We start from the raw sequence: 19,747 nt of genomic DNA on the forward strand, positions 1-19,747 counted from the left end.
ATTGGATTTGCGTGGTAAAAAACCTATTTTGCAGTTACAGTTATTTTATTCTATTTTTGCTGTCCTTAATTTTTATACCATATAATATATGTCAGTAATTCAGAAAATCCGGGACAAGTATGCCGTGGTGATCATCGTGGTGATCTGTCTCGCAATTGTTGCTTTCCTTTTACAGGATGCTTTTTTTGGAAGAAATTCTATGATGAGCCAGTCAACATCTGTCGGTAAAGTAAATGGAGAAACACTGGAAATTTCGGAGTACGATAACCGTCTCCGCCAGCAGGAGGCATTAGTGCGTCGCCAGATGCCTGATGGTAACCTGGATGCTCAAACACAACAATATGTTCGCGAGCAGGTGTGGAACAGCTTTATTAATGAACAGATTAATAAGGAGGAATTTAGCAAACTGGGTATCACCGTAACCGATGCTGAAGTATCTGACCAATTTTTCGGTAAAAATCCTCACCGTCTCGTTCAGCAACAATTCACCGATCCACAGACCGGTGTATTTAATGTAGAAGCCGTTCGTTCTATTCCGCAGCGTTTAAAAACGGAGCAAAATCCCGAATTGCGTGAGCAGGTGTTACAGTTCGAAAGCGCACTGACACAAACTTTGCTCGACGATAAATATAAGAGCCTGCTGAAGCAAGGTATCTATTATCCTAAATGGATTGGCGCACAACAAGCGAACGACGGTAAAGAGCTTGCGAGCATTTCTTATGTAAACGTTCCTTACGCAACAATCGCCGACAGTACGGTGAAAGTTACCGAAAGCGAAATGAATGATTACATCCAGAAACATAAAGCAATGTTCCAGGCTGAAGAAGGCCGCCGTGTGGAATATGTTTCTTTCGACGCGCTTCCATCTGCTGCTGATTCTGCCGCTGCTATCGCAGAACTGACAGAACTGAAAAAAGAACTGGACACCACTGCTGAAGTAGCTGCCTTTATTAATAATAACTCTACAACAAAATATTTCGACGAGTTTATTCCGAACTCTGCGAGCAGGCATCCTTACATCGATTCTATCAAAAATCTGGCAACAGGTACCGTATTTGGTCCTTACGTTGACCAGAACACGATCGGTTATGCAAAAATCATTTCGCGCAAAATTGTTCCGGACTCCGTAAAATTCCGTCACATCTTTATCGCGCTGAAACCAGGTTTAACTGATAGCGCTGCAAAACGTACGATCGACAGCATCGCTGGTGCGGTTCGTGGTGGCGCAGATTTCGCTGCACTGGTTCAAACTTACTCTGACGATGCAGAAAGCAAAGCGAAAAATGGTGAGTATGAATTGACGATTACTGCGCAGTTCATCCCTGAGTTAAAAGATTTCGCTTTCGCTGAAGGTAACAGAGGTAAAACTGAAGTGGTGAAACTGCCTAACATTGGTTATTCACTGATGCAGGTGCAGGAGCAGAAAAATTTCGGTCCGGCTATGAAAATCGCTTACCTGACTAAAACTGTTGACCCGAGCGCAGAAACAAGCAGTAAAGCTTATAACAATGCAGGTGAATTTGCTGCTAAATACAAAACACAGGCTGAGTTTGACAAAGCTGTTCAGGAGAAAGGTCTTAACAAACGTATCGCTGATAACATTCGTCCGGTTGATATGGTGGTTCCTGGTTTGGGCGAATCACGCGAACTGGTTACCTGGGCTTATAAAGCAGAGAAAGGTAATATTAGTAATGTGATTTCTCTCGAAGATCGTTATATCGTTGCTGTGCTGACTGGCGCCCGCGAAGCTGGTACAGCACCACTTTCTGAAGTTCGCCCAATGGTTGAACCAGAGGTGAGAAAACAAAAGAAAGCTGCGATGATCGAAGAGAAACTGAAATCGCCAGCTAATCTCCAGGCAGCTGCAAGTGCGAGCAACCAACCTGTTCTGCAGGTAGGTGAAATCACTTTCCTGAATGGTTTCATTCCTTCACTCGGTTTTGAACCTCGCGTAGCTGGTGCCGCTTTCAACAAAGCACTCACCGGGAAAGTTTCTGCACCTATTCACGGTAACGCAGGTGTATACGTAATTAAGGTAGACGCTTACACCGCTAATCCGAACGCGCAGGCTGACTTCGTACTGCAGAAAAATGCTTTCGAGCAGAACTTCCGCAGCACAATTGACCAGGCGCTGTTCCAGGTATTGAAGAAACAAGCGGACATTAAAGACAACCGCAAAGATTTGCTGAAATAACTGACTGACATATAATGAGGCCGGCTCCCGCAAGGAGCCGGCTTTTTTGTGCCTTATATCGAGGTTGATTTTTTCGTAAATTTGTTAACCAGAAAGAACGATTATGGAAGAGATTGTAAATAAAGTAGCGCAAAGTGGTATTATGACCATCGACCTGGAAGATTACTTTCCGGAGGGCGAGGTAGTAACATTCGATATAAAAGATTTCCTCTTTATGGGGATGATCCTTAAAGAAAAAGATTTTCGTACCGCCTTACAAGGATTGGATTGGGAAGTATACCGCGATAAAAATGTAGCGCTCACCTGTTCGGCCGATGCTATCGTGCCTGCCTGGGCATACATGTTAGTAATGACTTACCTGGAACCGATCGCGAAATATGCAGCGTTCAGCGATGCAGAACATTTGCAGCGTAGTCTCTATATTAAACAATTGTCGGCGATCGATGTAAACGAGTATGTGGATAAGCGTGTGGTAATTAAAGGTTGTGGTGATAAAATCGTTACGGAAGCGGCATATGTAGAAATTACAAGATTGCTTCGCCCCGTTGCAAAAAGCATTATGTACGGAGAGCCCTGTTCAACGGTGCCTGTTTATAAAAAGAAGTAGCGTTTCTAAAACCAGCCTCTTTTCCGGAAGAAGACGATCATGCTTACGAGCATCACGCCCATGATGCCGAGTGTGACGAAGTACCCATTTTTGGTATGCAGCTCCGGGATGTTATCGAAGTTCATTCCGTAAATACCGGCGATAACGGTGAGCGGCGCCATGAGCGTAGTTACCACGGCCAGCACTTTCATCACCTCATTCATTTTCAAGCTGGTTTGGGTGTGATATAATTCCAGCAAGTTGGTCACCATATCGCGATAGTTTTCGGCCATCTCCGTCGCCTGTACGATGTGGTCGTACACGTCTTTAAAATACTTCTCCGTTCTTTCCGCCAGCAAATCATTTTCACTTTTCAGTAAGCCGTTAACGAGTTCACGTACCGGTGCGATCGCACGTTTGAACAACAGCATTTCTTTCCGCAGATAATTGATGCGCGCAAGCGTTCGCTTGTTAGCCTGATGTGGAATTACATCTTCCATCAGTTCGATGCGCTCGCCAAGTTTATCCAACACAATGAAATAGTTATCGACGATGATATCTAACAGCGAATAGAATAGATAGTCCGTACTCATGTTGCGCACCTTAGACCCCTGTATGCGCAGCCGCTCACGAATCGGATCGAACACATCGCGCGCCGGATCTTCCTGGAAAGAGATAACGAAGTTAGGGCCCATCACCAGGCTAACTTGTTCCTGTTCAACGATGGAAGATTCTGCCTTGAAGTAAACCATGGGCAGTAAACAGAAAAGACGATTTTCTACTTCGTCCATCTTCGCACGTTGTCCAACGCTGAGAATATCTTCTTCGAGCAGGTAGTGAATGCCGTATTCTTTACAGATATAATTGACTTCCTCTTTCCGAAGCCCATCCACATTAATCCATTTTATTTTGTCGGAACGCCTGTAGTCCGTGCACTCCTGCAACGTTGCATGCTGATCTTCCGTGAGCTCCCGCTCGTTATACTCGAACACGGTAATTTTTACCTGCTCGGGAACAGGCCTCGTCAACACACTATCAACCGGGTTGAAATTCATGATACGCGGTTTACGCACCTTGAAAGGGTTAAGCACATCAGTAATCGGCTGCAGCGCGCGTTTCAGCATCGGATCAATTTTACTATAAAAATAAGGATTACGGGGTTACCGGATAAATGTCCGTAATGTTTTGCAGGAACTAGCGCGGAGGTTCTTGATAACGATTGGTGGAACGATTGATCCTTAAGCGGCATGGCGAGCCGCCGAAAAAGCATCAGCTACAATAATCGCTGTAGGCATTGGCAAATGTATGACGATGATGCGCTCCTTAAGGAAGCAGTATGTTGCAGTTGCACCATTCCACAAAAACGAGGTGAAACGCTTTTTTCACCCGTTCCATCTCGCGAGAAGCGTTTTCGTTAAAGGCATGCATACACAATGTTTTCACGACACCATTTTCTTCGATGCCGTAAAAGCAGCTGTTGGCGGTATTAATAGCAAACCCATTTTTCACAAAGCCCGGGTAGCCAGAAAATGAAATGCTACCTACATCTTTGGTTTTCAGCAGATTCTTAAGTTCATACAGCGCGATGAAAAGCTGCGGCTCTCCAATTCGTTCGCGAACATGTATCTTTTTGAAGATGCGCAAACCGTTATCCACCTCGCGGCTTTCATGAATGCGAATGGCTTTTACTTCATCCATCTCGGACCCGATGAGGCTAAGTTTATCGATATTGATAAATTCGGATTGCCGCCAATCATCGTCCGTAAGTTGTATGACGAAGCCGGGGTAGGGCTGCCAGCCCTCAACAGGCGGAACAATATTGGAGATAGTGGGCAACGAAAAAAATAGCTCTTGCGGATTAACTTCTTCTAATCGTTTGAGCATCAACGTGAGCTGCCTGGTTTTAAGAAATATGTCGGCGGTTACAGGATCGGCTTCCTGTACTTGCCAGTTGTGGCCGCCGAGTTTCAGGGTGGTGGGTATTTCAAAGGATTCAGGTAACTGGTCCGGTGAAAGGCTTGAGGTACCAAGTGTTTGCCCGGTATCTGCGTCTATAAACATCACCCTGATCGTAAAAGTGTCCTGGTCGTTCATTGTTTATAAAGCATAGGTTACCTTAAATATATGATGATTTTTTCTAAAATCGAAGCCCGTCTGTTTAAAATAGGCATTAAAAAAAGCGCCGGTCAGCGCTTTTTCTTTTTATACTTTATTTCTACGTTGGCGACCCCGGCCTGGATAAGTCCTATTTTCTTCGCTGCTTTTTTCGACAAATCGATAATGCGCCCGGCAACGAACGGACCGCGATCGTTGATGCGCACTTTCACCGTACGACCATTATCGCGGTTCACCACTTTCACCTTGGTACCAAACGGCAACGATTTATGCGCTGCTGTTAATTTCGACTGACTAAAAGTCGCGCCGCTGGCGGTTTTGCGTCCGTGAAACTTATCGGCGTAATAAGAGGCTTTACCGGCTTCCGTCACTTTCCGGCTACAGGCCGAAGCAAAAATCAGTATAGAAAACAACACCAGTACCTGGATCTTCATAGAAAAAATCAATTTTATGAGCTGATAACGTTTTTAATGTGTTCGTTCTTATTCCGCAGGTCAATGCCGCCTTCGAGATAAGATTTGAGGTTGGCCAGATAGAATGTCCAGCCGCCAAAGCAATTCACGTGTATGCCCGACATACTTTTTTCATCCGTTGGAATATTGGATTGCACCAGCTGCACCACGGTTTCGTCGGCTTCGTCCTGGATATACACGGAAACATTACACGAGCCGGCAAACGTAAAACTGAAGTAGTCTTTACCGTTAGCTTCGCGAATTTCCCCGGTTTCCTGTGAATCGTTTGCATATCCAAACCAGCGCCAGGTGTACTTATCGCCTTTCTGTACCTGTCCGCTGCGAGGTTCGCCATCAGCAGTTACAAAATCGGCACTACGCAAAAACCATTTTTCAATGCCCTCTTTGGTCGTCCATGCATTGTAAATATCGCGCCGCGAAGCCTTAATCGGTATTCTTGTGCGGAACTGCGTCCAATCGTAAGGTTTGGGAGTGGTCATAATATGTGGAATTTTATTTTAGCCAGATGGATATGTTTACAGCGGCATGCGCATAATTACATCATTCATAAAAAAGCCGTTACCAATGTCTATATCTTCCTCACCTATTACAGAAAAGCCAACCCGTTCGTAAAAACCGACTGCATTGTTGTGACGGTTAACGTTCAACAGCAACCCTGTTTGTCCGGCCGCCCGGCCGATACCCGCCACTTCGTTTACCAGGTGTTGACCAATTTTCTTGCCATGCATTTCGGGGAGTATGTATATCTTATGCAGCTTGATATTGGGTTCGCCTTTGTAATTTAGTTCATAACTCGCAAAGCCTACCGTTTCGTTGTTGAATTTTGCCAGCAGAAAAACGTGGCCCAGCTCTTTCATTTGCTTTAGCAGTGCCTGGTGATCGTACATCATAAAAAGCATGTAACTGATCTGTTCTGTGGAAAGTATATTGCCGAAAGTATCCGGCCAGGTGTTGTTGGCGATATGCTGAATGAACGGAATGCCGGTTTCGTTAGTTTGGTAGATATTGATCATGATATGGAAATGGACTGTCGCTAATTTACGACTTTCGGATTTGCGGGCAGGCAACAATACACATTGATTTTTGTTAAGTTTAAAGAAAAAAATCGCCCATGCGCCAATTGATGTTGCTCCTTTTGGTATGTATTCCCCTCTCATCTTTTTCCCAACAACTGAAAGCAGGTTTCGATGCGGACGAATATCTGTCGCTACTGAAACTGCCGCAGCAGAACGATAGTTCCGCCCAGGCCTTTACCAGTAAAGACTTCAAGTTGCTGTATGTTTCGCCGGAGGTAGGTTTGTTCAACAAATGGTTTTTGTGGAAACGCAGCGATGGCGTTGGGGTGATCGTGATTCGCGGTACGGTAGGTCGTATGGAAAGCTGGCTCGCCAACTTTTATGCAGCGATGATACCCGCCAAAGGATCGATGCAACTGAACGACAGCACCCGCTTCGATTATCAACTGGCTGCTGATACGGCCAAGGCATATGTGCATGTAGGCTGGACCATTTCATTAGGACATATGGCGCCGACGATGGTGCGGAAGATAAAAGAACTGTACGCGCAAGGTTCCCGTCAATTCATCATCATGGGGCATAGTCAGGGTGGGGCCATCGCCTTCCTCACCCGGTCGTACTTCGAATACAACCCCGAGCTGCCGAAAGACATTGTGTATAAGACCTATTGCAGCGCGGCACCGAAGCCAGGCAACTTGTTCTATGCATATGATTTTGATTTCATTACGCGATTGGGCTGGGGCTTTCGCGTGGTGAACAGTGAAGACTGGGTCCCGGAAACGCCGTTCTCTCTTCAAACGCTGAAAGACTTCAACGATGTAAATGCATTCATGAATGTGCCGGGCATGCTGAAAAAACAAAAGTTTTTCGTGCGGGTGTACGGTAAATCCGTCTACAATAAGCTAAACCGGGTAAGCCAAAAATCAATGAAGCGTTTTCGCAGAACCTTGGGTAAGCGGGTTGGCATGTTAGTAAAGCGGACCCTCAAACAATTACAAACACCGCCGTACACCTACAGTAACAACTACATGACTGCGGGTACGCCTGTTATATTACTGGCCGACTCCACCTATCACACTAAATATAAGTTTGATGGGAAGAACGTGTTTGTGCACCATATGTTTGAACCTTATATCGATTTGCTGACGAGGCGATACGGATTGAAATAAAAGCATCGCTTCATAAATAGGAAGGGGCTGACCAAAAAACTAATGGTCAGCCCCTTTTATTCGGATACCGGATGATGATCATCCCGGTTTTAAGCAATTTCTGAAAACCTTCATTTGGCTGTTTAGTCGGCCCCTTTATAACTGTGCGAGTTCTTTAAAAGTATCTCCTTTACTAAGATCCCCGGTTTCAAAACCTCGTTTGAACCAGTACATCCGTTGTTCGGAAGTGCCATGGGTAAAGGCATCCGGCACCACATGGCCCTGCGCTTGTTTCTGGAGGCGGTCATCGCCGATTGCGTTTGCGGCGTTGAGTGCTTCTTCAATGTCGCCGGCTTCGAGCACGTTTTTCATTTTTTGAGCGTGATGCGCCCATACGCCCGCCAGAAAGTCAGCCTGTAATTCGAGTTTTACAGAAAGACGATTGTATTCGGTTTCGCTGACACGACCGCGCGCATTATGCAGCTTATCCGAAATGCCTAGCAAGTTCTGTACGTGGTGACCGACTTCATGCGCCACGACATACGCCATGGCAAAATCGCCCGGCGCGCCGAAACGTTTACTCAGGTCATCATAAAAAGAAAGATCGATGTACACCTTTTGATCGGACGGGCAATAGAATGGTCCGGATGCGCTGGTGGCCCCACCACACGCCGATTGAACGGAGCCGGTGAACAACACCAGTTTAGGTTCCACATATTGTTCGCTGTTTTCCGAGAATAATTTGTTCCACACATCTTCCGTATCGGCCAAAACGACTTTTACGAAACTGGCCGCCTGGTCTTCCGCAGCCTTTTCTTCCGGCGAAAGTTGTTCTTGTTGAACCTGTTGTGTGTTAATAATCTGGGAAGGATCTCCACCGAGGAAGTAAATGATAACGGCGATAATGATACCGCCAATACCGCCCCCGACGATCTTGCCACCGCTCATGCCGCGGCGGTCTTCTACGTTGCCGCTTTCGCGCCTGCCTGACCAACGCATAGTGTAATGTTTTTAGGAGTTAAGGACTACTAATGTACAAGATATATGCCGGTAAACGAAAAGGCCGGGTAAAAACCCGGCCCGGCTGAAGGTTACAACAAAATCTAAACCTGCTTATGAGAAAGTTTAAAATAAAAAGGTTGATAAAAATGGCAAAGGGGCCTTATCCGAGCATCATCGCCATCAGAGAGGCGTCTTTGCTTTCCAGTTGCGACGCGCCCATCAGGAACTCGTCCACTTTGCGTGCGCATTCGCGGCCTTCGCTGATAGCCCAAACTACCAGTGATTGTCCACGGCGCATGTCGCCTGCGGCAAACACTTTAGGAATGGAAGTCTGGTAAGCCTTTTCGCTTGCCTTCACATTACCACGCTCGTCAAGTTCCACTCCAAGATCGTCTACCATCCCGGTATGCTGGGGGTGTACGAAGCCCATTGCGAGGAACGCCAGTTCGCAGGGAACATCCCTTTCAGAGCCAGCCACTTCGGTGAATCGTGCCGGACGACCATCAGCGGAGGCAGTCCATTGCAGGTCTACCAGCTTCAATGCCTTCAGGTTTCCGTTACCATCACCAATAAATTCTTTCGTTGCGATCGCCCACTTACGGTCTGCACCCTCTTCGTGTGAAGTAGAGGTTTTCAAAACCATTGGATAAGTAGGCCAGGGCATATAGGTAGTACGTTCAGACGGAGGTTTTGGCAGCAGTTCCAGCTGGGTAATACTTTTCGCACCATGACGGTTGGAGGTACCCACACAGTCGGAGCCGGTATCACCACCACCAATCACGACCACGTTTTTGCCGCTTGCCAGTATATCTTCTGAGCCAACCACGCGGTTGCCTACACGTTTGTTTTGCTGTTTCAGGAAGTCCATCGCGAAATGAACACCTTTGAGCTCGCGGCCGGGAATGGCCAGGTCGCGCGGGATGGTTGAACCTCCGGCGAGTACAATAGCATGGTATTCGCGCAGCAGGTCATTTACCTTTATGTCTACACCAACGTTGGTGCTGCATTGGAAAGTAACGCCTTCTTCTTCCATCAGTTTCACACGACGGTCGATCACCCATTTTTCCAGTTTGAAATCGGGAATGCCATAACGGAGCAAACCGCCGGGCGCATCATCTCTTTCAAACACGGTAACCTGGTGGCCAGCGTAGTTCAGCTGTGCAGCCGCCGCCATACCAGCGGGACCAGATCCTACTACTGCTACTTTTTTACCAGTACGAACCCTGGGAACACGTGCCTGTACCAGGCCTTTATCGAAAGCGATTTCGATAATGTGTTTTTCGATTTCCTCGATAGCTACCGGTGGCTGATTAATGCCCAGTACACACGCGCTTTCGCAAGGCGCCGGACAAATACGGCCGGTAAACTCCGGGAAGTTATTGGTAGAAGATAATACGTCGTATGCTTCCTGCCAGTCCTTGCGGTACACGGCATCGTTAAACTCGGGAATAATATTACCCAGTGGGCAGCCGCTGTGGCAGAAAGGTACACCGCAGTTCATGCAGCGGGCAGATTGCTGATTCAGTTTCTGCTCAGGAAGACGCTCTACAAACTCGTTGTAGTGTTTCGTCCTGTCTGCGGGCGCAGCTTTGCCTGGAAGTTCCCTTGTAAATTCTAAAAATCCTGTTGGTTTACCCATAACGCACTCCACCTTTCGGCGGCACTTTTACAGTTAAAAAATTATTTACCGCTTTTCTCGCTACCTTCTTTCAATGACTCCGAAGGGATAAGGCCTTTTGCTTTCAGCACCGCCTTGTATTCTTTCGGGAATACTTTCACAAAGTGAGTCAGTTGATTTTCAAGGTCTTTCAAGATGAACTTCGCCACCGTACTGTTCGTGTAAGCGTGATGCTTAGTCAGCAGGTCCTGCAGTTGTGCTGCATCTGCTTCGTTCAGCGGGTCCAGGTCGATCATTTCCTTGTTGCAGCGGTTGGCGAAAGTGCCTTTCAGATCGTACACATAAGCAATACCACCACTCATACCCGCACCGAAGTTGCGGCCGGTTTCTCCGAGAATAACCGCTTTACCACCGGTCATGTATTCGCAACCGTGGTCGCCAACACCTTCTACCACAACGGTTGCACCGGAGTTACGAACGCAGAAGCGTTCACCGGCTTTACCGCGGATGTATGCCTCACCGGAAGTAGCGCCGTAGAAGGCCACGTTACCGGCAATGATGTTTTCTTCCGCTTTAAAACCACTTACTTCGTTAGAAGGATACAGCACCAGTTTGGCACCGCTCAAACCTTTACCAAAGTGGTCGTTGGCTTCACCTTCCAGTTCCAGTGTAATGCCCTTGGTGGTAAATGCACCAAAGCTTTGACCGGCAGAACCGTTGAATTTGAAATGAAGCGTATCTTCCGGCAGTCCTTCACTCTTGTATTTTTTAGATACTTCGTTAGAAAGGATGGCACCGATCGTACGGTCGGTATTTTTAACAGCGAACTGTTTAAACACACGTGTTTTTTGATCCAGCGCAGGTTGTGCGGCTTTTAACAGCTGCCAGTCAATCACTTCTGCCAAACCATGGTCCTGCTCTTCCAGTTTGTACAGGCCAACTTCTGGTGCAGATGGCTCACGATACAGGATCGGGGAGAGGTCGAGGTTTTTGTATTTCCAGTGATTGATGCCTTCGCGCACCTGCAGGTTTTCTACCTGGCCCACCATTTCGTTGATGTTGCGGTAGCCCAGGTCGGCCATGATCTCGCGCAGTTCTTCTACCATGAAATTGAAGAAGTTAACTACGTGCTGAGGATCGCCGGTGAAGCGCTTGCGCAGTTCCGGATCCTGGGTAGCGACACCAACAGGACAGGTGTTAACATGGCACTTACGCATCATGATACAACCTTCTACCACCAGTGCGGCAGTAGCAACTCCCCATTCTTCCGCACCCAGTAAGGTAGCGATAGCGATATCGCGGCCGGTTTTCATCTGACCGTCAGCCTGTACGGTCACGCGGCTACGCAATTTATTTTTTACCAGTGTCTGATGTGTTTCGGCCAGACCAAGCTCCCATGGGAGACCGGCATGTTTAATTGAACTGATAGGCGATGCACCGGTACCACCGTCATAACCGGCGATGAGTACCACATCCGCATGGGCTTTGGTTACACCCGCAGCGATGGTGCCTACGCCTGCTTTGGATACCAGTTTTACACTGATACGGGCGGCGCGGTTGGCATTCTTCAGGTCGAAGATCAGCTGGGCAAGATCCTCGATAGAGTAGATGTCGTGGTGTGGTGGCGGAGAGATCAAACCTACGCCTGGCGTGGAGTGACGTACTTTACCGATCCACTCGTCTACTTTATGGCCGGGCAGCTGACCACCTTCACCTGGTTTAGCGCCTTGTGCCATTTTGATCTGCAGCTCGTCCGCATTAGTCAGGTAGTAGCTGGTTACGCCGAAACGTGCAGAAGCCACCTGCTTAATTGCCGAACGCATAGAGTCACCGTTAGGTAGTTCCTCATAACGCATTTCATCTTCACCACCCTCACCGGTATTGCTCTTGGCACCAATGCGGTTCATCGCAATAGCCAGCGTGGAGTGTGCCTCGTGCGAAATGGAGCCAAAGCTCATTGCGCCGGTGGCGAAACGTTTCATGATGGAGCTCGCAGGTTCTACTTCCTCAATAGGAATAGATTTACGCGTGCGTTTAAAAGTGAACATGCTGCGCAGCGTAGCCGCTTTTTCAGCCTGGTCGTTTACAGCTTTAGAGTATTTTTTGAAAGTCGTGTAGTCGTTAAGCCTGGTTGCATATTGCAGCAAGTGAATGGTTTGCGGGTTGAAGAGGTGGAACTCTCCTTTACGCTTCCATTGGTAAATACCGCCAACCGTCAGGCGTTGGATAGGCGTTTCTTTTCTGCCGTAACCCTGCCAGTGTTTAGCAAGCGTTTCCTGTGCAATTTCGTCCAGACCCATACCCTGTATGCGGGATACAGCGCCGGTAAAGTATTTATTTACAACGGAATTGTTGATGCCGAGGATCTCGAAAATTTGCGCACCCTGGTAAGATTGCAGGGTGGAAATACCCATTTTGGAGAACACTTTCAGCAGGCCATCACAAACCGCTTTAACATAATTCTTTTTGAGTTTGTCTACATCCTGCTCGGTTTGCAGTTTACCATTCAGACGTAAGTCACGAATGGTGCTGAGTGCGAGGTAAGGGTTGATGGCGGTAGCGCCAAAGCCCAACAGGCAAGCAAAGTGATGTACTTCCCACACGTCGCCGGCTTCTACGATGAGGCCAACCTGGCCACGATAACCCTTGCGGATCAGGTGGTGGTGAACTGCAGAAGTAGCCAGCAAAGAAGGAATAGCTGCGTGCTCGGAGTCAATCGCCCTGTCAGATAGGATGATTACTTCAAACCCATCTTCCACCGCATCCACCGCATAACGGCAAAGGCGTTGTAAACCTTTTTCCAGGGAGCCAGGTTTACCATCAGCCCTGAAGTAGGTGTGCAGCGTCTTGGCCTGGAAGATACCGGTATCGATGCTACGGATTTTTTCCAGCTCGTAGTTATTCAGGATCGGGTGGTTCAGCGCTACGCTATGGCAATGCAGCGGATCTTCATCCAGCAGGTTACCATTATTACCTACAAACGTAGCCAGCGACATTACCAGTCTTTCACGGATCGGATCGATCGGCGGATTGGTTACCTGTGCAAACAGCTGTTTGAAGTAGCTGGTAATGTGTTGCGGCTGATCGCTTAATACTGCGAGCGGCGCATCCGTACCCATAGAACCGATCGGCTCTTTACCGTCAATGGCCATAGGCGCAATGATGGTATCCAGGTCTTCGGTAGAGTAACCGAAAGCGCGCTGGTATTTAAAGATCTGGTCTTGCTCAAGATGTGTGAACGTAACCCTTGGTTCAGGCAGTTCGGCCAGGCGGATTTTATACCTGTTCAGCCATTCTGCATAAGGTTGCTGGGAGCAGATGGATTTTTTCAGTTCGGTATCTTCGATAATGCGACCCTGTTCCATGTCTACCACGAACATTTTACCTGGTTGCAGGCGGCCTTTTTCTTTTACGTTGGCAGGATCGATCGGTAATACACCTGCTTCAGAAGCCATGATTACACGATCGTCTTTGGTTACCACGAAGCGGGAAGGGCGAAGACCGTTCCTGTCGAGCGTGGCGCCGATTATTTTACCATCGGTGAAGGAAATGGAAGCGGGACCGTCCCAGGGTTCCATCAGCGATGCGTGGTATTCGTAGAAAGCTTTTTTCTCCGGGTCCATGTCCTCGTTGCCGTCCCAGGCTTCGGGGATCATCATCATCATAACATGAGGAAGGGAGCGGCCGGTGAGGGCGAGCAGCTCGATCACGTTATCGAGGCAGGCAGAGTCAGACTGGTTTTCGTCCACCAGCGGGGTAAGCATATCCATTTCTTCCGGAGTGAAAAATTTGGACACGAAGCTTTTTTCGCCGGCGCGCAGCCAGTTCAGGTTACCTTTCAGCGTGTTGATCTCACCATTATGCGCAATAAAACGGTTCGGGTGAGCGAGCCTCCAGCTAGGGAAGGTGTTAGTAGCAAAACGGGAGTGGATCAAACCAAAGGCTGATACCATACGCTCGTCGCTCAGGTCCGGGTAATAATGACGAACCTGGTAAGTAGTAAGCTGACCTTTGTACACGATCGTTTTGTAAGAAAGCGATGCGATGTAGAAAGATGCTTTATCTGAAGCAACAGAATTGCGAACAGTTTTAGAAATGTAATTCCGGAGTACGAACAGTTTACGCTCAAACTCTTCCGGATCCGAGATCTGGTAAGGAGAAGCGATAAACACCTGTTCAATTTCAGGTTCTACAGAAAGCGCGCCTTCGCCGATGCCATCGGGGCGAACAGGCACTTTACGGAAACCAAGAATCTCGAGGCCAAGTTTTTCAGCGCAACGCTGCAGAATTTCGCGGCACTCTTCACGCCAGCGTGGTTCTTTCGGGAAAAAGATCTGACCAACACCATATTTACCAAAGCCCGGCAGTTTGATACCAAGTTTTAAACATTCGTCGTACAGGAATTCGTGCGGCATCTGGATAAGAATGCCAGCGCCGTCGCCTGTGTTTACCTCGCAACCGCAGGCGCCACGGTGTTCCATATTTTCGAGCATTGTCAGTGCATCGCGAATGATCTGGTGGGACTTACGACCTTTAATGTGGGCGGCAAAACCGATACCGCAGGCATCTGATTCAAATTCCGGACGATACAAACCTTGCAATTTGCTCTCTTCACGCATTGGCTTAGATTTTATTCATTAATTCAAATACACTTTTCCCATCAGACTGAAAGGCGCCTTTTTGGAATATTATACTGTATTGTTACGGGAACGGTTTAAAGATACTAATAGAACGCGGTATTTTTTATATAAACATTTGTTTAATGGCGAAAATTTAGAAATTTTCAAAAATGGGGTATGCTTTATTTAACACGACTACAGTTGGTGTGGACAAAATGTGTTTATCTCGGGACATTTGCGTATAAAGAAGCTTTAGCGGATCGGAAAAGGATACGCGCATCTTCACGTTTTCTTATAGCAAGTTAACAGGATGATCTTACTGGCCAGGCAGTTATATAAAGTTTATTCGTTATTTATTGATGAGGGTTTGCCGAACGGCTAACTGAAGTATTCAGATAAGGATTTACGCTGGATAATGCGTCGTCAGCGCGATCCAGGAAGGCATTTACACTGCCGAGTGTCGGTCGCAGCACCCGGGAAGGCATTTACACTGCCGAGGTGTCGGTGGAGATACCTCGGAGGTCATTCACACAGCCCAGGTGTCGGTGGTAGCATCCAGAAGGGCGTTTACATAACCAAGGAGCGTACTTACACTGCCTTGCTGTCAGGTCGCAGCAGTTTGCGAAACATTTACATAAGTTTGCAGACAACTTACACTGCCTTGCTGTCAGGTTACAGAGGTTTGCGAAGCATTTACACAAGTTTGCAAAGAACTTACAATGCCTTGCTGTCAGGTTGCAGGAGTTTGCGAAGCACTTACACAAGTTTGAGAACAGCTTACAATGCCTTGCTGTCAGGTTGCAGAGGTTTGCGAGGCATTTACACAAGTTTGCGAACCACTTACAACACCTTGCTGTCCGTTTGCAAGCACTTACAATTCACGGCATAAAAAAAGCCGGGCATCTCCCGGCTCTCCTTATATATATGTTTTATCAAGGATCAAAAATGAATCTCGTTTTCCCATTCACCGTTTGCATCCTCAGGGCGTCGCTCGCAAGGCTTTCATTGTGTAACCGGTCCAGTGCCGTTACGAAATACACGTAGTGGGTACCCGGCACGTACTTCGTATCCAGCCACATGGGATCTGGCATCTGCTGAACGATCGCTGCAATTTTCGTAGGGTCGTTCAGGTTTACTACCTCTTTTTCGCCGAACCGGTAAATAACATAACTCTTCGTTTGGCCGGTCGTGTCATCATCCGACCAATGTATTGCCAGTCCGCCGGGGCGTTCAAAGGCATCTATGAAATACGGAGCTTCCGGCGGCTTGTTGTCCAGCCAGGGCATGGTCGGCAACAATGCGGGGTGCTTAAAGTAATGATTACGAAGGCTGTCGCGGAAGCCCAGCGGGTTATCGTCGAAGGAGCGGGCGCGGAAGAACACGCTTCCCTGCACCGTGCTTAGAGAACGGTTCGCCTTAATTTGGTTCAACACCTCGTTAGGATCTTTCCAGGTAGCGGAACCATTGATCTTATAAATGGCCAGTCCCGGATACATGTGTCGGCCGTAGGCGTGGTTGGCCCACCAGTTTACTAACACCTCGTATCCAACCAGGCGGTGACCAAACTCCCAATAAAGCTGTGGCGTTGCGTAGTCGATCCAGCCACTGCGGCTCCATTTTAGAATATCTGCATACAGGTCGTCGTAGTTGGTCATACCCCCGCGGGTGTTGGATCCTTCCGGATCGCGGTCGCGGTTACGCCAAACGCCAAAGGGGCTGATGCCGAACTTCACCCAGGATTTTTCCGCCTTAATGGCGATACTCACCTGGTGCATCAATGTATCTACATTCCAACGGCGCCAGTCGTCCTTATTCATATTACGGCCATACACGCGGTAACTGCCATTATCAGGAAACTCTTTGCCAGCAATGCGATAAGGGTAAAAGTAATCGTCGAAGTGAACGCCATCTATATCATAACGTTTCACTACGTCGCGGATGATTTGTGTGAAATAGTCACGCACTTCCGGCAAACCCGGATCGAACAACTTCTGATCGCCGTAGTTAAGAAACCATTGGGGACGCGTGCGGGAAATGTGCATGGGCGATAAGGAGTTGCTGCGCGTATTCATCACTGCCCGGTAGGGATTAAACCAGGCGTGCAGCTCCAGTCCACGTTTGTGCGACTCTTCAATCGCAAATTGCAAGGGGTCGTAGTAAGGCTCGGGTGGACGGCCCTGTTGTCCGCTCAGGTATTCGGACCATGGCTCGAAAGATGAAGCGTAAAGCGCATCGGCGGCGGGCCGCACCTGGAAAAAAACGGCGTTCATGCCGTCGCGCACGATATCGTCGAGCAGCTTAATCAGCTCCTGCTTCTGTTGTACGGAGGAGAGGCCCTTTCTCGAAGGCCAGTCAATATTTCCAACCGAGGCGATCCATACTGCGCGCATTTCGCGCTTCGGGGGCAGCTGTGCGTAACTCTGGCCCGCAAGAACACAGCACACCGCTAACCCCGCTAAAAGTTTCTTCAACATTCAGCCGACTTTATATATCCCTTGAAAAACTGCGAAAATAACCAAACAGCGATAGGTTTCAAATTTCAGGCCCAAATTGAGATGTAAATCAGCGATTTGTTTGCCCGCTTTGCAAAATGCCAGGACTGAAATATTGGGATGCGGTAGTTTTATCTTCTTAAAGAACAGAGAGATGAACAAGTTCCATATCGCGATCAACCCGGTTGGAAGTTACCTGGTAAGGTTTAAGTCTGATACGGGAAAAACGATTTTTTACGCCGCCACTTTTTCTACAAAAGCAGCATGTTTACAGACCATCGCGCAAATAAGAGTAAGCGTCGAACGGCCGGAAAGGTTCATCCGTAAAGGAATGGAAAATGGTCGCTGCTTTTTTGTGCTGCAATCCGAAAAAGGCCGGTCGATCGGCGTAAGCGAAATATTTGACAACGAACGGACGATGGAGGATGCGATCACCCAATTGCAAATGACGGCACCCGCAGCAACACTGGTATACGATAAGCAGCATCAGGACTTAAGTAAATAACGCTTCAGTGTTTGCGCATCTTCCAAAGCATATCCATTGATATCATTATTAAAGAACGCCCATATCGTGCGGCCTTCGTCCATCCACCGCCGGCACTTGCGGGCGTATGCGCGAAGTGTGTTGGGGTGATATTGAGAAGCATACAATTTTCCCGGCCCGTGAAACCGCAGGTAAACATGGCTGGCGGTCACGACTTCCTGCGAAGGGAACAGGCCGCCAGAGTCGGTAATCACCAGGCCGATACTGTACTGCCGCATCAACCTCAAACTTTCTGCTGTATACCAGGTATCATGTCGCACCTCCATGGAGAACTGGTATTGTTTATATTTTTTCTGAAGGATGCTGTAGAACCGCTCTACCACCGGCGGTTTGAATGTGGCGTTGGCAGGAAGTTGAATAAGTATGGGCCCGAGGTGTTCCGCCACCGGGTCAAACACATCGAAGAAGCGCTGCAGCGGCTGCTCCGGATCGTTTAACTTCTTCATATGGGAAAGAAAACGATTCATCTTCGGGCAGAAGACGAAGCCGCGGGGAACGGTTGCCGCCCAGTTTTGCACCGTGCCCAGGGAAGGCAACTTGTAAAAGCTGTTGTTGATCTCCACACAATCGAAATCGTTCGCAAAAAACGAAAGCCAGTCGGCGGCCTTAACAGTGGGAGGATAATAAATGCCTTTCCAATGTTGATAACTCCAGCCAGAAGTGCCTACGCGAAACAGCCGATCTTGCGCCATGCGGTCCATTTACCGGAACGGCATCAATATTAATACCAGTACAAAAGGAAAGGCGGCCGTAAGAGCCGCCTTTTCATATCGTTATGCTTCGTTTTCTTCTTCGTCTTCTTCCTCCTCCTCATCTGGCCAGCTGGTGCGGTTGGATACATCAGTCAATGCAGACCACAGCATATCTTTCAATTCTGTAAGCCCCTGGTTGGTCACCGAGGAAATGAACACGTGTGGCACATTCTCAGGAAGTTCTGCCGAGATGGCCTCCTTCAGTTCATCATCCAGCATATCACTTTTACTGATGGCGAGCAGGAATTGTTTGTCCAGCAGCTCCGGGTTGTATTGCTCCAGTTCGTTCAGGAGGATGTCGAATTCCTTTTTATGGTCCGCACTGTCCGCGGGGATCAGAAAAAGTAATACGGGATTGCGTTCGATGTGGCGGAGGAAACGGTGCCCGAGGCCTTTACCTTCATGTGCGCCCTCAATAATACCGGGAAGGTCGGCCATGATGAACGATTTCTCGTCACGGTAAGGCACCATGCCCAAATTTGGCGTCAGCGTCGTAAACGCATAGTTAGCGATTTTGGGTTTAGCGGCGGTAATGCTGGAGAGGAGGGTAGACTTACCTGCGTTCGGGAACCCTACCAGACCAACATCGGCCAACACTTTCAGTTCCAGCAGTTTCCAGCCTTCGAGGCCGGGCATGCCGGGTTGTGCGTATTCGGGTGTCTGGTTAGTGGGCGATTTGAAGTAAGCGTTGCCACGGCCGCCTTGTCCGCCGGGCATCCAGATAATTTCCTGGCCATCTTCCAGGATCTCGGCTTCCACTTCACCGGTTTCTTCGTCGCGGGCGATGGTGCCCAATGGTACTTCGATGATCACATCCTTACCAAAACGGCCGGTACAGTTGTCCCCGCTGCCGTTTTCACCGTTTTCTGCGATTACGTTTTTATACCAGCGTAAGTGCAGCAGCGTCCACAGCTGAGCGTTGCCACGTAAAATTACGTGACCGCCACGGCCGCCGTCTCCACCATCGGGGCCGGCCTGGGCGTTAAATTTCGTGCGCATGAAGTGCATAGAGCCCGCCCCGCCTTTGCCGGACTTACTATATATTCTTATATAATCTACAAAGTTCCCTCTTTCCATGATGTTGTTGCCGGACAGTCGAGGCTGTTTGCGGCGGTATTTTTTAAAAGCAAAACGCAAAGATCGTAAAGTTTGGCCAAATGGCTTCCCTTACAGGATCTTTGCGTTTAT

15 protein-coding genes are annotated in these 19,747 nt (G+C 48.3%); 4 read left to right on the plus strand and 11 right to left on the minus strand.

All coding sequences use genetic code 11. From position 1 onward, the window contains the following. Positions 1-88: 88 nt before the first annotated feature. Positions 89-2,194: a peptidylprolyl isomerase gene (locus MKQ68_RS22540; protein WP_264281046.1), complete on the plus strand. Its 2,106-nt coding sequence runs from the start codon at positions 89-91 to the stop codon at positions 2,192-2,194. A 103-nt stretch (positions 2,195-2,297) separates the two neighbouring features. Next, positions 2,298-2,801, plus strand: a complete 504-nt coding sequence (locus MKQ68_RS22545; protein ID WP_264281047.1) for a DUF2480 family protein — start codon at positions 2,298-2,300, stop codon at positions 2,799-2,801. Positions 2,802-2,806: 5 nt separating this feature from the next. On the opposite strand, the gene corA is transcribed toward MKQ68_RS22545, so the two are convergent. The 5 genes from corA to MKQ68_RS22570 form a co-directional block, all read right to left on the minus strand. Continuing rightward, on the minus strand, positions 2,807-3,904 hold the full coding sequence (gene corA, locus MKQ68_RS22550) for a magnesium/cobalt transporter CorA (RefSeq protein ID WP_264281048.1): 1,098 nt from the start codon (positions 3,902-3,904) through the stop codon (positions 2,807-2,809). Between the two features lie 199 nt (positions 3,905-4,103). Next, on the minus strand, positions 4,104-4,874 hold the full coding sequence (locus MKQ68_RS22555; protein ID WP_264281049.1) for a hypothetical protein: 771 nt from the start codon (positions 4,872-4,874) through the stop codon (positions 4,104-4,106). Between the two features lie 92 nt (positions 4,875-4,966). Continuing rightward, entirely contained in the window at positions 4,967-5,329 is a 363-nt protein-coding gene (locus MKQ68_RS22560; protein ID WP_264281050.1) for a septal ring lytic transglycosylase RlpA family protein, read from the minus strand. Positions 5,330-5,343: 14 nt separating this feature from the next. After that, positions 5,344-5,847, minus strand: a complete 504-nt coding sequence (locus MKQ68_RS22565) for an SRPBCC family protein (protein WP_264281051.1) — start codon at positions 5,845-5,847, stop codon at positions 5,344-5,346. A gap of 36 nt (positions 5,848-5,883) precedes the next feature. After that, positions 5,884-6,381, minus strand: a complete 498-nt coding sequence (locus MKQ68_RS22570) for a GNAT family N-acetyltransferase (protein WP_264281052.1) — start codon at positions 6,379-6,381, stop codon at positions 5,884-5,886. Between the two features lie 98 nt (positions 6,382-6,479). On the opposite strand from MKQ68_RS22570, the gene MKQ68_RS22575 reads away from it, so the two are divergent. After that, positions 6,480-7,553: a lipase family protein gene (locus tag MKQ68_RS22575; RefSeq protein ID WP_244836485.1), complete on the plus strand. Its 1,074-nt coding sequence runs from the start codon at positions 6,480-6,482 to the stop codon at positions 7,551-7,553. Between the two features lie 135 nt (positions 7,554-7,688). Here MKQ68_RS22575 and ypfJ read toward each other — a convergent pair whose 3' ends face one another. The 4 genes from ypfJ to MKQ68_RS22595 form a co-directional block, all read right to left on the minus strand. Continuing rightward, positions 7,689-8,531 carry a KPN_02809 family neutral zinc metallopeptidase gene (gene ypfJ / locus MKQ68_RS22580; protein ID WP_264281053.1) on the minus strand — a complete coding sequence of 281 codons (843 nt, stop codon included), beginning with the start codon at positions 8,529-8,531 and terminating at the stop codon, positions 7,689-7,691. Between the two features lie 163 nt (positions 8,532-8,694). Then, positions 8,695-10,173 (minus strand): glutamate synthase subunit beta, encoded by a 1,479-nt coding sequence (locus tag MKQ68_RS22585; RefSeq protein WP_264281054.1) that lies wholly within the window; start codon positions 10,171-10,173, stop codon positions 8,695-8,697. 41 nt (positions 10,174-10,214) lie between these two features. Continuing rightward, positions 10,215-14,771: a glutamate synthase large subunit gene (gene gltB / locus MKQ68_RS22590; protein WP_264281055.1), complete on the minus strand. Its 4,557-nt coding sequence runs from the start codon at positions 14,769-14,771 to the stop codon at positions 10,215-10,217. A gap of 932 nt (positions 14,772-15,703) precedes the next feature. Further along, positions 15,704-17,245 carry a glycoside hydrolase family 10-like protein gene (locus tag MKQ68_RS22595; protein ID WP_244836498.1) on the minus strand — a complete coding sequence of 514 codons (1,542 nt, stop codon included), beginning with the start codon at positions 17,243-17,245 and terminating at the stop codon, positions 15,704-15,706. Between the two features lie 172 nt (positions 17,246-17,417). On the opposite strand from MKQ68_RS22595, the gene MKQ68_RS22600 reads away from it, so the two are divergent. Next, the gene (locus MKQ68_RS22600) at positions 17,418-17,768 is read left to right on the plus strand and encodes a YegP family protein (RefSeq protein WP_264281056.1); all 351 of its coding nucleotides are present in this window, start codon (positions 17,418-17,420) and stop codon (positions 17,766-17,768) included. Here the strand turns inward: MKQ68_RS22600 and MKQ68_RS22605 are convergent. Together MKQ68_RS22605 and obgE are read right to left on the minus strand one after the other, a co-directional pair. Beyond that, positions 17,750-18,499, minus strand: coding sequence for a DUF72 domain-containing protein (locus tag MKQ68_RS22605; protein ID WP_264281057.1), 750 nt, complete (start codon positions 18,497-18,499; stop codon positions 17,750-17,752). The two genes, MKQ68_RS22600 and MKQ68_RS22605, sit on opposite strands and share 19 nt — an antisense overlap. Positions 18,500-18,580: 81 nt before the next feature. Next, a complete protein-coding gene (gene obgE, locus MKQ68_RS22610) occupies positions 18,581-19,696 on the minus strand; it encodes a GTPase ObgE (protein WP_264281058.1) in 1,116 nt (371 codons plus the stop codon). Between the last annotated feature and the right edge of the window lie 51 nt (positions 19,697-19,747).

The organism is Chitinophaga horti (assembly GCF_022867795.2).
Lineage (GTDB): Bacteria > Bacteroidota > Bacteroidia > Chitinophagales > Chitinophagaceae > Chitinophaga > Chitinophaga horti.

What these genes read in the sequence shown, in the direction of transcription:
- MKQ68_RS22540 (WP_264281046.1), top strand. Translation starts at nt 89, where the DNA reads ATGTCAGTAATTCAGAAAATCCGGGACAAGTATGCCGTGGTGATCATC.
- MKQ68_RS22545 (WP_264281047.1), top strand. Translation starts at nt 2,298, where the DNA reads ATGGAAGAGATTGTAAATAAAGTAGCGCAAAGTGGTATTATGACCATC.
- corA (WP_264281048.1), bottom strand. Translation starts at nt 3,904, where the DNA reads ATGCTGAAACGCGCGCTGCAGCCGATTACTGATGTGCTTAACCCTTTC.
- MKQ68_RS22555 (WP_264281049.1), bottom strand. Translation starts at nt 4,874, where the DNA reads ATGAACGACCAGGACACTTTTACGATCAGGGTGATGTTTATAGACGCA.
- MKQ68_RS22560 (WP_264281050.1), bottom strand. Translation starts at nt 5,329, where the DNA reads ATGAAGATCCAGGTACTGGTGTTGTTTTCTATACTGATTTTTGCTTCG.
- MKQ68_RS22565 (WP_264281051.1), bottom strand. Translation starts at nt 5,847, where the DNA reads ATGACCACTCCCAAACCTTACGATTGGACGCAGTTCCGCACAAGAATA.
- MKQ68_RS22570 (WP_264281052.1), bottom strand. Translation starts at nt 6,381, where the DNA reads ATGATCAATATCTACCAAACTAACGAAACCGGCATTCCGTTCATTCAG.
- MKQ68_RS22575 (WP_244836485.1), top strand. Translation starts at nt 6,480, where the DNA reads ATGCGCCAATTGATGTTGCTCCTTTTGGTATGTATTCCCCTCTCATCT.
- ypfJ (WP_264281053.1), bottom strand. Translation starts at nt 8,531, where the DNA reads ATGCGTTGGTCAGGCAGGCGCGAAAGCGGCAACGTAGAAGACCGCCGC.
- MKQ68_RS22585 (WP_264281054.1), bottom strand. Translation starts at nt 10,173, where the DNA reads ATGGGTAAACCAACAGGATTTTTAGAATTTACAAGGGAACTTCCAGGC.
- gltB (WP_264281055.1), bottom strand. Translation starts at nt 14,771, where the DNA reads ATGCGTGAAGAGAGCAAATTGCAAGGTTTGTATCGTCCGGAATTTGAA.
- MKQ68_RS22595 (WP_244836498.1), bottom strand. Translation starts at nt 17,245, where the DNA reads ATGTTGAAGAAACTTTTAGCGGGGTTAGCGGTGTGCTGTGTTCTTGCG.
- MKQ68_RS22600 (WP_264281056.1), top strand. Translation starts at nt 17,418, where the DNA reads ATGAACAAGTTCCATATCGCGATCAACCCGGTTGGAAGTTACCTGGTA.
- MKQ68_RS22605 (WP_264281057.1), bottom strand. Translation starts at nt 18,499, where the DNA reads ATGGCGCAAGATCGGCTGTTTCGCGTAGGCACTTCTGGCTGGAGTTAT.